Source organism: Serratia sp. UGAL515B_01 (genome assembly GCF_033095805.1).
Classification (GTDB): Bacteria; Pseudomonadota; Gammaproteobacteria; order Enterobacterales; family Enterobacteriaceae; genus Chania.
This window is the reverse complement of record NZ_CP109901.1, coordinates 3910072-3923880: the sequence shown is the minus strand read 5'-3', so window position 1 is coordinate 3923880 and position 13809 is coordinate 3910072. Positions and strand designations below refer to the sequence as shown.

The following is a 13809-nucleotide window of genomic DNA, read 5'->3' as shown; positions in this document are numbered from 1 at the left end:
GTTAAACGCTAACCACAAAGATCTGACTGAAACCTGCCACCTCACGCATAAAAGCCACATGTTTACCATCAGGTGAAAATACGACTGCGTCACCTAAAGGAGGTTGTATAGTGCGCTTGGTCAGGCGCTGCATTTTGCCGCTGCCCACTTCGCACAGCATCACACTGTTATCACAAACTAACGCAATTCGATCGCCCTGTGGGTGCCAACTGAATGCAGACTGGATACTGTGTTCCACCTGAGTAATCTGATGTGGCTCTTCCCCGTTAGGAGAAAGGGCCCATAACTGCACAATGCCTTGCTCATCCTTCATTAAAAAGGCAATCACACTGCCATCCGGGGCGCTTCGCAGCCAATGGCGTGGTGTGGTGACTACCCCCGGATAACGGCGTTCTCCGGTAAACGTCAGTCTTCGTTGCTGAACACCCAGCGGCGGCGCGGGTAAGGTACTCTCTGTGCCCTGCAACGGTTGATTGCCAGCCTTAGCATAATCGGCATCGTTTTCAGGCAGATCAACCACAAACACTTCTGGTAGTTTTTCCCCTTTCGCGGAGAGCGTATCGCCAATAAATGCCAGCGCCCAGCGCTGACGGCTGCCATCCGGTTTGTCGTAGCCTTGCTGACCAATCCATCCTTCTTCGTAAGCTCGGTTAATTTGGTCGCTGCCTGGTTGCGGCTGAGGCGTGGTTGTACTGACGAGCACGCAATAATAGCTACCATCATATTCACGCGGGTGTTGTTTGGGCGGATTAACACCATGAAGCGGCACAGCTACGCCAACATTACGTAAATCCAATGCGGGATCGCGTTCATGCATCACATGGTCGTTATAGGTAAAACTCAGGCGGCTACTGTCCGGGCTGAATACGTGAACATGAGTGCCACCACGCAGAGCGCCGGGAGTATAAGGTGCCGTAATGTCCAGCGCATCCAGAGTCACAGCCAACTCACGATCCGGCTCACTGACAATCACACCTCGCCGATGATGAAAATCGTAATGCCAGTGGCTATCCGGGTACTCAGGCCCATGGATAAATACATAGCGTGCGGGAGCGTCTGGACTTACCGTCACCACACCAACATGGGCACCGTGCTGCGCCCGGTACACGATCTCCACCTGCCTACTGACTACGTTGACTCGCTCAATAGTCAACCCGGTAAAAGAAGCCCCGTTGGGGCGCACATCATAGGCCAGCCATTGGCCGCAGGGTGTCCAGACATTGATGTTGGTGAGTTGGTGACCTCGCGGTTCAAAGGTCAGTTGTTGTTCCCGGTGATGCATGACGGCTCCTATACACAAACTGGCATTGAACCGCCATCTTAGCGGATCGGTCAGCACCTTGCAGCGCACCTCCGCGATACCGTTTATTGAGGGTCGCACATCTGCAACACAGCTGGATTTTAATTGCTCGGGATGAAACCCAGTCAACGAGAAAAGGCAGAAAAATTCCACTTACTCGTCGTTATGCTTGTTAGCCTGCAAAAACGCAAAGGAATAGAAAATCCTGTAACAATTACTTTGCTCATCCGTTACTATCACGCGACAGTTTTTATGTGTGGTCGTTAAGGTGCTATCGCTTTTCTCACTTTCCCGCCGCAAGTTCCCCATTTATTTGGCTTTGCTGGCAATACTGATACTGTTTGTGGCGCCAGTGATTTCCAAATCTCTGGAACACCAGCGTGCCGGCAAACCTTGTTCAGCCGAAATAACCACCACGCCCCCTGATAAGGTGGCCATGCTCAATACCATGCCAGACATGGAACATGGCTCGCACTCTTCCGGCAATACCTGTAGCACTCCGCACAGCCTGCCCCATCATCTGGTTGTAAAGCCGGGTAGTTCACCGATGGAGGATATCGCCTGCGGCTATTGTCAGTTGCTCATCCACCTACCGCTGATTCAGACCGTTTTTATTCCTTTTATCTGGCTGATACTGCTCGTTTCACAAGCACCGTTTTTGCCCGTCATTGTTTCTCCGCTGCTCTCGGCCTGTTACCCTGATAGTAGGCCACGCGCGCCCCCCAGCCTGTCTTACCTGCGTTAATTTTTGCTTTTCAGCAAAACGATAATTTCTTGATCGCGAAAAAGTGCCTGGCATCAGGTCACTGTTTTGTGACGTTTCATGCTTTGCCATCCAAAATGATGGCCAGCGAGCGCCTGCTCGGGAAAGTGCAGGCAGATAAAAACAGGCTATTACGATGAAAAATAATCGTTTCTCTTTATCACCTGTGGCAACAGTGATGACATTGATGTTCACCTTACCCACGTTTGCTCAGTCCGAGGGGAGTCATAAGACACACCCGAACAACGTGGCGGCCATAAACGATGAATCAGTGATGGTTGTCACCGCACCTGCGGTTTCTCCGCTAACGATCGTGACATCGCCCAAAACCCCGCGCCAGCCTGTTCCGGCCAGTGACGGCTCTGACTATCTGAAAACCATACCGGGATTTTCCCAAATCCGTAACGGCGGCACCAATGGCGATCCGGTTTTTCGCGGCATGTTCGGTTCGCGTTTGCGCATTTTAACCAATGGCGGCGAAATGCTTGGTGCCTGCCCAGCGCGTATGGATGCACCAAGTTCTTATATTTCACCTGAAAGCTTTGATCTACTGACGCTGACCAAGGGCCCGCAAACGGTACTTTGGGGGCCAGGTAACTCTGCAGGAACCGTGCACTTCGAACGCGAACGACCTTCTTTTGATAAAGCTGATATTCGGGGCGATGCCAGCATGCTCGCCGCCTCGAATCATCGCCGGGATGAAAATGCGGATATCAGCTTGGGAAATGAGCAAGGATACCTGCGCCTTATCGGCAACAAATCCCGTTCCGATGACTATAAGGATGGTAATAACGAGCGTGTTCCCTCTAAGTGGGATAAGTGGAACGCGGATATGGCCCTGGGGTGGACACCGGATAACGACACTTGGCTGGAGCTGAATGCGGGTAAAGGTGATGGCGAAGCGCGTTACGCCGGACGCAATATGGATGGTTCGCAGTTCAAACGCGAAAGCCTGGGTATGCGTTTTGAGAAATCCAATATCGGAGAAGTGTTCGATAAGTTCGAAGCCAGCACTTATTACAACTATGCCGATCACATTATGGATAACTTCTCGCTGAGAGCCCCCGGTAGCATGGGCTCGTCCATGGGATCAATGCACAACAATTTATCAATGAATATGGGGACATCATCGTCAATGACTATGTCATCTTCAATGCATGCCTCTAGCAACTCGAGCATGCATATGAGTATGCCCATGTCGATGCAACTCGATCGGCGCACCGTTGGGAGCCGCATGATGGGAACCTGGCTATGGAGTGATATGAAGCTCGAAAGCGGGGCAGATATGCAACAAAACACGCATCGTAATAAAAAGAACAATGGCTGGGTAAAAGATGCCCGCTTCCGTAACTATGGCATTTTCAGTGAACTGACCTGGACCGCGACCGAGCAGGATAAAATCATCAGTGGTGCGCGTCTAGACCGGGTAAGGGTAGATAACTTTACGGGGACGGCTCTTTCAGAGCGTGACGATGTGTTACACGCCGGGTTTGCCCGTATCGAACATTCACTGACAGATATGCCGCTGATGCTCTATGCCGGTGTGGGTTATACCGAGCGCTTCCCGGATTATTGGGAGCTTTTTTCTCCAACCTACGGGCCAGGCGGCAATGTCAGTGCGTTCGATAGCGTAAAAGCCGAGAAAACGACCCAATTGGATATCGGCGCGCAATACGCGAGCAAAAGGTTGAACGGTTGGGTATCTGCCTACGTCGGACATGTTAGCGACTTTATACTGTTCCGTTACGATCCTAACAATGTCCGCGTTAGTGAAGCTGATAACGTCAATGCCCGCATTATGGGAGGAGAGGCAGGTGTCAGTTACAAACTGACGGAAAATTGGAAAACCGAGACCAGCCTGGCCTACTCATGGGCTGAAAATACCAGTAACAGTAAACCGCTACCGCAAATCCCACCGCTTGAAGCACGCCTGGGATTATCATGGGAAAAAGGCAATTGGAGCAGTACCGGCCTATTGCGCTTGATCAGCAGCCAGCACAGGATCGCCGAAAATGAAGGGAACGTAGTAGGCAAAGATTTTGCAGCCAGCCCTGGGTTTGGTGTGTTCTCCGCCAACGCGGCGTACAAAGTTAATCAGCACATAAAAATCAGCACCGGCGTTGATAACCTGTTCAACAAAGATTATAGCGAACACCTTAATCTTGCTGGCAACAGCAGCTTTGGCTATTCCGCCGATACCTCGGTTAATGAGCCAGGCCGTACCTTCTGGGCCAAAGTTAACGTCAAGTTTTAACGCTATCTAAAACAGGGCCTTGGCACTCGTCAAGGCCTATCAAATGGTCAACGCATCTTCACCCATAAGCGCTTGGGATATCTCTGACAGTCAATTGTCTTATTATGACTTTGCTCGATTAACCCTCAAACTACTTTACCGACCGTCGCTTACAAATTAGAATAATTAGTATATTTTATATTTTTAAGTCTAAAAAATAGGCCTATGCTGACCCGCTATCACGCGATTGCCGATGCTATCGCACTGTTATTTGCGCCCTATGCGGAAATCGCTATCCACGATCTCACCAGCCAAACGCTGGTCTATATCGCCAACAACCGATCTCAGCGCGAACTGGGCGAAGATTCCAACCTAAGCGATCTTCAGGATGACTACGATTTGCAGGTGATTGGCCCCTATCTCAAACGTAACTGGGATGGTAGCCAACTCCGCTCGATCAGCGCGGTGCTGCGTGACGATCAGGGTGACCCCATCGGCCTGATGTGTATCAATCTGGATATTTCCGTACTAGAGAACGCTAAAGCAGCACTGGATTTATTTTTGGCAGGTAACGTTTTGCAATCACAACCCGACGTACTGTTTCACGACGACTGGCAGGAACGTATCAATTCGTTTATTCACCCTTGGTTACAACAAAGACAGCTAACCCTGAGTACGCTCAACGGCACGAGCCGCCGAGCATTAGTAGAAGCGCTGTATCAGGAGGGGGCGTTCAAAGGAAAGAATGCAGCGGGTTATGTCGCAAAAGTTCTCGGTATTGGCCGTGCTACGGTCTACAACTATCTAAAAAATCTAAAGGAGTCGGTATGAGCAACCTATTTGATGAGATCGTTTCCGCCCACCAACAATTACGTCCGCAAGTACGCGTTACCCCTTTAGAGCACAGCCTGTTGCTTTCGCAACAATTAGGATGCGAATTGTTTCTAAAGTGCGACCATCTGCAGCATACCGGCTCATTCAAGTTCCGTGGCGCGAGCAACAAACTGCGTCTGTTGAGCGATGAGCAACGCCAACGAGGGGTGATTGCCGCTTCCAGCGGTAACCACGGTCAGGCGATCGCCTTGGCAGGCAAGCAGATGGGGATTAATGTTACCGTCTATGCCCCTGAAAACGCCGCTGCCATCAAGTTAGAGACGATCTGCGCATTGGGTGGCAAAGTAGTACGGATACCGGGTGATGGCTTGAACGCAGAGTTGGCTGGGGAAAAAGCCGCTCGCGAGCAGAACAAAGTCTACATCTCCCCCTATAACGACGCTCAAGTGGTTGCTGGCCAAGGCACTTGTGGCATGGAAATCGTCGAACAGCAACCCGATTTGGATGCCGTATTCGTTGCCGTAGGCGGCGGTGGCTATATTGCCGGAATTGGCACCATATTGAAGCGATTGTCGCCAAAAACACAGGTTATTGCCTGTTGGCCAGAGAATGCTACCAGCATGTATAGCGCGTTGGAAGCTGGGCATATCTACCCTGTGGAAGAGCAAGAGACTTTGTCTGATGGAACGGCAGGCGGTGTTGAACCCGGTGCAATCACCTTCCCGCTTTGCCAGCAGGTGATCGACCGTAAAGTGTTGGTCAGTGAAGATGAGATCAAGCAGGCAATGCGCATGCTCGCCGCCAGCGATCGCTGGATTATTGAGGGAGCCGCCGGGGTGGCGTTGGCTTCCGCCTGCAAACTGGCGCCGGAGTTTCAGGGTAAAAAAGTGGCCGTGGTATTGTGCGGTAAAAATATCGTGCTGGAAAAATACCTGAAGGCAATCAGCTATGAGAATCATTAATAAGACGCAAATTCTTGCCGCTTTCGACGCCGAACGCATCACTGCGTTGCTGAAAACGGGATTTATCGCCTATTCAGCTTATCAGGTGCAGATGCCACCGGTACAACACTTTCTGTTCAACGCAGCGGAGGGTGACTGTTGCATTAAATCGGCGTGGTTAGAGGGAGATGACCAGTTTGTAGTGAAAGTCTCCTCCGGGTTTTATCGCAACTCTGAACAAGGGTTGCCCAGCAATCAAGGGCTGATGATGGCTTTCTCTGCGCTGACCGGTGAACCGCAAGCCCTGCTACTGGATGAAGGTTGGTTGACGGCGCTGCGCACCGCATTGGCCGGGCGTATTGCCGCTGAGTTATGCGCGCCGCAACACATTGACGCCATTGGCATCGTGGGCTCGGGTATGCAGGCGCTGTTGCAACTGCAACAGCTTAAAGCGGTAACCCACTGCCGTGAAGTGTGGGTCTGGGGCCGAACCCCACAACGCCTTACCGCGTATCGTCAGGATGCAGAAGCGGCAGGTTTTCGCGTTCACATCACGCGAGATGCCGCTGAGCTGGCGGCACACTGTAATCTGATCGTGACCACCACACCGAGCCACACGCCGATCCTGCAAGCGGAAAATATCCGCCCAGGAACCCATATTACCGCGGTTGGCGCAGACGCCGTAGGTAAACAGGAGTTGGCAACGGCATTAGTTGCCAAAGCTGATGCGATTTTGGTGGATGCTCGGAAGCAGTGCAGCGAATATGGTGAAATTGCCCAGGCATATCAACAAAATTTGCTGACAACGGTGCCAATCGTTGAGTTTGGTGAGATGCTGGCAAGTGGTATGAAAATGCGTAAAACCGATCAACAAATCACCCTAGCCGATCTTACCGGGCTAGCCATTCAAGATGTACAAATTGTGAAGGGAATTTTGGCAGGGTTATAACCCTCTTCCTGAAAAACGGTCTCTTGTTCATATCTTGGTATAGGGGTTTATACTCGTCATACTTCAAGTTGCTTGGGTGTTGACTGCCTTCGTTCACCCCAGTCACTTACCTGAGTAAGCTCCTGGGGCTTCGTTGCGTTGCCGCCTTCCTGCAACTCGAAGTGTTTAGAGTATAGTGGCTATTTCGTCGAAATAGCTCCGAGAATAGGGAACTCTTAACGCAAAATGTAAGCTAGAACCACCATATCCTCACCTTTTAATTCATCAGTTTCTTCGGCCTTTTCACAAAATTGTTGGGATTGTTCAACAGAAACAGGAATAGGGACAGATAACGGCTTATTTCCGCTCGCAAGCACCAGACCAACAAGGTTACTACCCAAGTCCAGCCTAATCAGGCCTGCGCAAACAGAACGAGGAACAGCCAGAGTAAGGGAGTAGTATTGGCTGCTTGGGTTATTCGTTGAATCTGGATCGTCAGGGAGGCCCCCCCCACCCGTAAGACTTATACTATATCCGAATGGTGATTTTATTCTAGGATATCTAGGGTCGGTATTATCAATAAAGGAGGCGGGAAGCGCACCCGTTTTGGCAATTTTTGAGTCACTCAGATCACTGAAATCCGGTGCGGAAGAATAAGTGCTGTTAACGGCTGAGATAATCGCCATTATTTCTCCAATTGTTTTTTCCAATTTTTCATTCGTGGAAGCTGACTGGTAATAAGCCATAACGCCTGCGACCACAACCGCAGAAAGGGCCAATACCATGGCGGCTTCAATTAATGATAGCCCCTGTTGCAATTTTTTTTGCACTTCTTTATACCTATTATTCCAACGTGAATTAATGTTCATAACGATTTTCCTTATAAAGGGCATATTAAAAATCCAGTAAAATTCCAAAAAATGAAAAGTATTACCTATGATTTCGCCAAACTTTCACCCTGTGACTAAATCATTATTTGATAAGGTTTTATTTAAATGAATTAGGCTAAATTAAATAAGTAAAGAATTAATGCAATGTATAGGAAATTTCAACATGTTTTTCATCATCATACGCTACTTGTTGAGAACAGGCTTCTTGTGCTTCTTTAATAGTCGGTAAATTCCCCATGAATAGCCTACCAGCAATATTGACAGCGACAAGGCTGCTTCCCAAATCCAGTCTTGCTAAATTTGCACAAACGTCCCTAGGTGCGAATACACCAATATGATAATAGGCATTTTCGTTTTCGATTTTTTTATTAAAAGATGTACCATCAGAAACAACAATATCATCGCCATATGGTGCCATTATACTCAATTGACCATCATCTTTTTTATATACAAAAGAACTAGGGAAAAAACCTGACTTGGCAATAACAGTACTTGAAAGTCCAGAAAAATCTGGGGCAGAAGAGTAAATACTGTTGACAGATGCAATAACTGCCATTATCTCTGTAATTGTTCTTTCCGTTTTTTCATTGGTGGAGGCCGACTGGTAATAAGCCATGACGCCTGCGACCACAACCGCAGAAAGGGCCAATACCATGGCGGCTTCAATTAATGACAGCCCCTGCTGCAATTTTTTTTTCACTCCTTTACAGCTATTATTCCAACATGAATTAATTTTCATAATAATTTCCCTTAATAGGATCACATTAAAAACTCGGTAAGACTTCAAAAAATAAACAGTATCATTTATGATTTTATCAAACTAAAATCCTGTAACGAAATCATTATTCGATAGGATTTTCGTTAAATGAGTTGGGCTAAATTAAATATTGATTGGTTGAGGCCGACGAGTAAAGCGCCATGATACCAGCAACAACAACCGCAGAAAGGGCCAATACCATAGCAGTTTCAATTAATGGCAATCTACGTTGTAGTTTTATGTGCATAGCTATTACCTAGTTAGCGGTTTATGAGACTTATCACATGTCTAACTCTTGTGAAAACACTTTATATTTTGAGATATATCGTGGGTAAAATAATGCAGCTAATCAAGGGAAGAGCTTTGTGGAAAAAGCGCTATTTTGACCACTCCAATTCTGTTTTACACTATTCATTTTCCATGATTGCTCACCAGAGAAGAGCTCAACGTCATACTGAACCTGATGTTCTAAATATGATGCACAGGTATTGTTTGAAATGTCAAAATCACCTTGTAAAGCATTATCGGTGATATTTTCTTTTAAATCTCCAGTATTGATAATAAACTTTCTATAAATAATATTATAAATTCCTTTATCGCCAATCGCGCTGACCTCAAGTGTTAAGGGTTTTAGTAACAGGCGAGTAAAATCATCTTGTATGATTGATTTAATAGATAAAAAAATCACCTTCGTAACCTGAATGTCTCTCTGAGTGTTACAGTGATTGACTCTCTTCAGTTTACTGTCAGGATGACGCTCTAAGGCCCATCCTTTTACGGTAAGCTCATCGGGAACAAAAAATGAATGAAAGTAATCTTCAATGCTTATTGCTTTGATATTCAGAGTAAAGGAAGTAACAGGAACTAAATTCATTCCTGATAGATGATGCGCACTGACTTGCACCATGATTTTCACATCATTTTGGTTACCAATTGGAAGCCATTCAGGTTCAGGATTAATACTTAATTTTTCGCCTAACACTTGATAATTTCTTGGCTTTTTATCAGTGCTAGGGGTAATGCTCACCTGGAAGTAGTCAATGTCTGGATTATCCTTCATTGAGATAAGCAACTTATCTTCAGTGAAAACAGGAGCCCAGGAAGATTGATGATTACTGTCGAAACTAATCTTTGATATTTTATCCGCTTCTGTTTTATAAATTTCAGTGTCATTACTGAGAGTATTTTTTGACTCTATAAAGTAAAAATATTGCGCTTTTTTATAATCAATATTAGGAACAGACCAATCCTGAAGGTGAACAGTCCAATTCCTAGATACGCCATAGATCTCACTCTTGTTACCGGATAGTGGCTCTATTCCAGCATTAATTCCCAGCATCGAAACTATTTCCCCACGCATATCTACAGGAATATCTTTAACCTTATTTTCATTAAGAGCAGTAATTATTACCATCAATTCCCCTGCGTTAACAGCTGAACTGTCTAGGGGAACTAAACGCGCAATAACATGAAAGTTATTACCAAATGTATCTTTGGAAAACTCATTGTTACCAGTAGGTAAAAATCCTTCACTGATTAAATCATCTATCGGAATTTCTTGAGGCTTACCCATTTTTATAATATTGTTTGCAAGATCAACTTTGTGATAACTCAAGTACAATGAAACTGCGGAAGCTATTATTTCAGTTCTTTTCACAGTTGAAACAGTCTTGTACTCATAAGATGTTAACTTAATGAAAGGTGTGACCGAAATAACAATAACAATAACAATAATAAGAAAAAGGGCGACTTCAATGAGAGAAAATCCATGTTGAATCTGTGGTATCTTGGTTATCCGATATCGCTTATTATAAAATTTATTTAATGGGTATGTCATGGTATCCCCATGTTGATGCCTGCCCTGCATCCCACGCTATAGAATCAATTTTCTTACGTGCAGTATTCGTTTTTATATAAACACTGGCTTCACCACTCATAGAAGTTTGGCAAGCTTTACTTATACGGTAATACAGAGTGTTAGAGAGAACAGCGTTACCAATCAAAGGTGGCTGAGTAAATCGACGATCATAGCTCCCCCACTCCATTGGATCAGAGTGCAAATCAGTGGGTGACTTTAACGTAAGAATGAAAATCCTCTTAGGGCCAGTGTCGATATCGGGTAAAGGCTTTGGTTCAGAGGATGGTCCTGGATCTGGATCTGGGTCTGGGTCTGGGTCTGGGGGCGGATTCGCAGCATTATCCACTATAATAGCTATTGTCTGCGGTTCAATATAAGAGGCCTCTTTTTGCTCTGGCATAATAAGATCTATGTCCATGCCAATAATATCAATACCCATAGGAGTAACGATATCTTTTTTATTTTCATCAGAACAGTAACCAATATCACTTCGAGTATTACCCACTGGATTTATTGGGATTTTATAATTTTTATTATAGATATTAACACCCATTTTAATCGAGAATGAATTCCAGATAGAACCTTGATAGCGTTTAATGGTGATTGGAGAACCATTAAATAAATAGACTGATTTCCCTGGATGTTGAAAATCATCAAAAGGAGTTATTTTAATTTTAAATTTCTTCCCGAATATTGAAGAAGCCTTTTTTCCAGACTGGAAATAACCAGGGCTAATTTTGATATCTGACGAGTTGAAAAAATTAGAGTATAGTAAGGAATTATTCTGATCTTCTAAATCAATGCGAATATGCTTCGCCTTATTATTATTGAACAAGTGGAGAACATCAGTGTTAAATAGCGGATACCACGCTTCCCCACTCTGAAGCGGTATTTTATGCCCTGCACTGAATGCCTCAACAGAGATTTTTGAATTCAGAAATTCAGGAGGTTGAATCGCACCTTTTTCGTGAAAATATGATACATCAGTCAGTAAAGAGTAAATACATCCAGCGCCTTGCTCAAAGAGAGGCACTCCAGAGGGGCGATCCTGCCGAGAAATTTCCCAAATGCCATGGCTTCCGATGATACGGGATTGGTTTTCCTCCATCATTCCCGCGGATACTCCAAGTTGATTGATTATACCTCTTAATACATAAGGATTGGATTGGATTCCGTTTTGTGGGCAAGTTATTACGATACCGACGAGTTGAGGTCTACCGATATTGTCCAGCACACGAGCAACATTTTTCTGGATAACATAGCCTGTTGAACTAAATGTCATGTAATTGCTATCAGTCATTTGTTGTGGTAAATACCCCATTTTTTTTAAATCATCAAATGACATTGCGTGTGGTGTCGCTTCTTTAGAAGACAGGAAATCTATCTGGTTGTCTATAATATATTGTTTGAATGCATCATTAAATTGCTGAATCCCATTAATTATTTCTTCTTTCTTTTTTGATTTGAGATGGATATTTATACTATCAGTGATAATCACTAACGAAATTGTAAACACAATAATATAAAGACTAACTTCTATTAAACTGAGGCCCCGCTGTTCTTTTTTTAGTGATTTTGTTTTCTTTTTTATAATCATAACGAAATCCATCAGTAATACCTGACATAAAAAATAACAGAGCGGTGAGTTATAACTCTAGATTTTAAATATATCATATGAATGATAAGGTATTCCATTAGCAGGGAATGATTATTTTAATAGAAATAGACTCTGTAACACAACTAGGTTGTTTCTTATCCCAAGCTTTTTTAGGAAATTTTGCTTGTGATAACTAATTGTTTTTATACTCCTATGTAAAATAGATGCCACCTCTGATACTTTTTTACCACGCATGAAAAGCTCCATAACTTGCAGCTCTTTTTTTGTGATTTTACTTACCGTTTTTCTATGTTTCTTTTCATTATCACTTATTATGAATTTAAATATGTTAGATATTTCAATTGGGGATTTTTGTATTGAGATGTTTTTTATTTCCTCATTACAAACATGAGAAAAAACATTATAAAGCTCATCATCAGACAGAGCTATAAGTGCATTATCTTTTTTAATTTGACTATTTCTGATAAACTCTGCAATCTCAAAAAAATTGCCTCCTGATATAACAAAAAAAAAGCATAAAACATCACTTGAGATATCGCTATGTGTCCTATCATAATTTATTACTTCAATATTATTATGCAAGACCTCAGAGAACAGGGATAATAAACCCATTTTTGTGTAATGGCAGTCACACCATAAGAAAATTTTCTGCATATTATATAAACTCAGTGATGTATTATTTAAAGATGAATATTATTTTTAAAGTTAAGAGCTAAATAGCTGTTCTTAATACCGCTACACATCACGCTTCTGCAATGTGGGAATGATGAGGAACACCAACACGCCGAACCCTTCCCTAGGGGCTCGTATCGCGTATCCCTGCGCTCAACGGTCGGCTAACCTGCACCACTCACACCTGTTGCACTATTATGCGCAGCTATGTAGGATGAAGTAGATGAAAAAACCCTGTAAACGCTTATCACACTCCGATATAATTTACTAAAATGAATTCTGCCTCCGACTTTTTATAGTAACCATGTTTGTCATAACACATATGCTCTGGTACGGAGTTATATATCTTACTATAAGGGTCGCTCTTTTCTAAGTTTTCATCAGTATAGAAAAATTCAGTTCCAGAACGTCCTTTAACTGTAGAGGCTATCTCTTTACTGCTAATTCCTTTAACTGTAGAGGCTATCTCTTTACTGCTAATATTGTATCTATTAATTTTATCCTTGGTTGTGTTTTTTTCTACAAATGTGTATAAATAACCATTATTTACACATGAAATCGCTAGCGGGCTGGCATTATAATCTGAATAAGAATAATAACTTAACTGATAATCACTTTGCGGAATTACCTTTCCTTCATACTGATTGCAGTGACTTGAAGATAGTGAGCAAAAGGATAGTGCATTTAAATGCTGCGAAGTCAACACATCGCTATAAATAGTGATATTCTCTTTTTTAATTTGCATAATACTTTGAAAAAAGAACAACTGGCTCGTAGCAAAGAAAAAAGCACTAATAAACATTAATAACTGGCCCAGCATCTAAAACCTCTTTCCTGCAAAATACTCATTCGTTTTTTATAGTGTCACACACTATCGTCTATATACTCTAAATAACGTGAGTTGCATATAGGCAGTAAGCAAATTTCAAGGAAAGCATGAGTAATGGATGTGTTTCCTATAGTGAGGGTAAATAATGGATGTTGTAGTTAGGTTAGCTTTCATTTACTCATACTC

General features: G+C 43.9%; 12 protein-coding genes. 5 read left to right on the top strand and 7 right to left on the bottom strand.

The features are described from left to right. Window position 1: 1 nt before the first annotated feature. Window positions 2-1282 (bottom strand): DUF3748 domain-containing protein, encoded by a 1281-nt coding sequence (locus OK023_RS17690; protein WP_317693939.1) that lies wholly within the window; start codon window positions 1280-1282, stop codon window positions 2-4. A gap of 286 nt (window positions 1283-1568) precedes the next feature. Here OK023_RS17690 and OK023_RS17685 point away from each other — a divergent pair, with 286 nt between their 5' ends. The 5 genes from OK023_RS17685 to OK023_RS17665 all read left to right on the top strand — a co-directional run bounded on the left by OK023_RS17685 (window position 1569) and on the right by OK023_RS17665 (window position 7020). Continuing rightward, window positions 1569-2045 (top strand): DUF2946 domain-containing protein, encoded by a 477-nt coding sequence (locus tag OK023_RS17685; protein ID WP_317693938.1) that lies wholly within the window; start codon window positions 1569-1571, stop codon window positions 2043-2045. Window positions 2046-2199: 154 nt separating this feature from the next. Beyond that, on the top strand, window positions 2200-4317 hold the full coding sequence (locus OK023_RS17680; protein ID WP_317693937.1) for a TonB-dependent receptor domain-containing protein: 2118 nt from the start codon (window positions 2200-2202) through the stop codon (window positions 4315-4317). Between the two features lie 204 nt (window positions 4318-4521). Next, window positions 4522-5127: a transcriptional regulator gene (locus tag OK023_RS17675; protein ID WP_317693936.1), complete on the top strand. Its 606-nt coding sequence runs from the start codon at window positions 4522-4524 to the stop codon at window positions 5125-5127. Continuing rightward, on the top strand, window positions 5124-6092 hold the full coding sequence (locus OK023_RS17670) for a threonine/serine dehydratase (protein ID WP_317693935.1): 969 nt from the start codon (window positions 5124-5126) through the stop codon (window positions 6090-6092). The genes OK023_RS17675 and OK023_RS17670 overlap by 4 nt, the downstream gene beginning before the upstream one ends. Beyond that, window positions 6079-7020 (top strand): ornithine cyclodeaminase family protein, encoded by a 942-nt coding sequence (locus tag OK023_RS17665; RefSeq protein WP_317693934.1) that lies wholly within the window; start codon window positions 6079-6081, stop codon window positions 7018-7020. The genes OK023_RS17670 and OK023_RS17665 overlap by 14 nt, the downstream gene beginning before the upstream one ends. A 215-nt stretch (window positions 7021-7235) precedes the next feature. On the opposite strand, the gene OK023_RS17660 is transcribed toward OK023_RS17665, so the two are convergent. The 6 genes from OK023_RS17660 to OK023_RS17635 all read right to left on the bottom strand — a co-directional run bounded on the left by OK023_RS17660 (window position 7236) and on the right by OK023_RS17635 (window position 13614). Beyond that, complete coding sequence (locus tag OK023_RS17660; protein ID WP_317693933.1) at window positions 7236-7868, bottom strand: hypothetical protein; 633 nt, start codon at window positions 7866-7868, stop codon at window positions 7236-7238. A 157-nt stretch (window positions 7869-8025) separates the two neighbouring features. After that, the gene (locus OK023_RS17655) at window positions 8026-8628 is read right to left on the bottom strand and encodes a type 4 pilus major pilin (RefSeq protein ID WP_317693932.1); all 603 of its coding nucleotides are present in this window, start codon (window positions 8626-8628) and stop codon (window positions 8026-8028) included. Window positions 8629-8995: 367 nt separating this feature from the next. Beyond that, entirely contained in the window at window positions 8996-10483 is a 1488-nt protein-coding gene (locus tag OK023_RS17650) for a hypothetical protein (RefSeq protein ID WP_317693931.1), read from the bottom strand. After that, window positions 10464-12101 carry a hypothetical protein gene (locus OK023_RS17645; protein ID WP_317693930.1) on the bottom strand — a complete coding sequence of 546 codons (1638 nt, stop codon included), beginning with the start codon at window positions 12099-12101 and terminating at the stop codon, window positions 10464-10466. The genes OK023_RS17650 and OK023_RS17645 overlap by 20 nt, the downstream gene beginning before the upstream one ends. A gap of 111 nt (window positions 12102-12212) precedes the next feature. Next, entirely contained in the window at window positions 12213-12776 is a 564-nt protein-coding gene (locus OK023_RS17640) for a helix-turn-helix transcriptional regulator (RefSeq protein WP_317693929.1), read from the bottom strand. A gap of 265 nt (window positions 12777-13041) precedes the next feature. After that, window positions 13042-13614, bottom strand: coding sequence for a hypothetical protein (locus tag OK023_RS17635; protein WP_317693928.1), 573 nt, complete (start codon window positions 13612-13614; stop codon window positions 13042-13044). Window positions 13615-13809: the final 195 nt, after the last annotated feature.

What these genes read in the sequence shown, in the direction of transcription:
- OK023_RS17690 (WP_317693939.1), bottom strand. Translation starts at nt 1,282, where the DNA reads ATGCATCACCGGGAACAACAACTGACCTTTGAACCGCGAGGTCACCAA.
- OK023_RS17680 (WP_317693937.1), top strand. Translation starts at nt 2,200, where the DNA reads ATGAAAAATAATCGTTTCTCTTTATCACCTGTGGCAACAGTGATGACA.
- OK023_RS17675 (WP_317693936.1), top strand. Translation starts at nt 4,522, where the DNA reads ATGCTGACCCGCTATCACGCGATTGCCGATGCTATCGCACTGTTATTT.
- OK023_RS17670 (WP_317693935.1), top strand. Translation starts at nt 5,124, where the DNA reads ATGAGCAACCTATTTGATGAGATCGTTTCCGCCCACCAACAATTACGT.
- OK023_RS17665 (WP_317693934.1), top strand. Translation starts at nt 6,079, where the DNA reads ATGAGAATCATTAATAAGACGCAAATTCTTGCCGCTTTCGACGCCGAA.
- OK023_RS17660 (WP_317693933.1), bottom strand. Translation starts at nt 7,868, where the DNA reads ATGAACATTAATTCACGTTGGAATAATAGGTATAAAGAAGTGCAAAAA.
- OK023_RS17655 (WP_317693932.1), bottom strand. Translation starts at nt 8,628, where the DNA reads ATGAAAATTAATTCATGTTGGAATAATAGCTGTAAAGGAGTGAAAAAA.
- OK023_RS17650 (WP_317693931.1), bottom strand. Translation starts at nt 10,483, where the DNA reads ATGACATACCCATTAAATAAATTTTATAATAAGCGATATCGGATAACC.
- OK023_RS17645 (WP_317693930.1), bottom strand. Translation starts at nt 12,101, where the DNA reads ATGATTATAAAAAAGAAAACAAAATCACTAAAAAAAGAACAGCGGGGC.
- OK023_RS17640 (WP_317693929.1), bottom strand. Translation starts at nt 12,776, where the DNA reads ATGCAGAAAATTTTCTTATGGTGTGACTGCCATTACACAAAAATGGGT.
- OK023_RS17635 (WP_317693928.1), bottom strand. Translation starts at nt 13,614, where the DNA reads ATGCTGGGCCAGTTATTAATGTTTATTAGTGCTTTTTTCTTTGCTACG.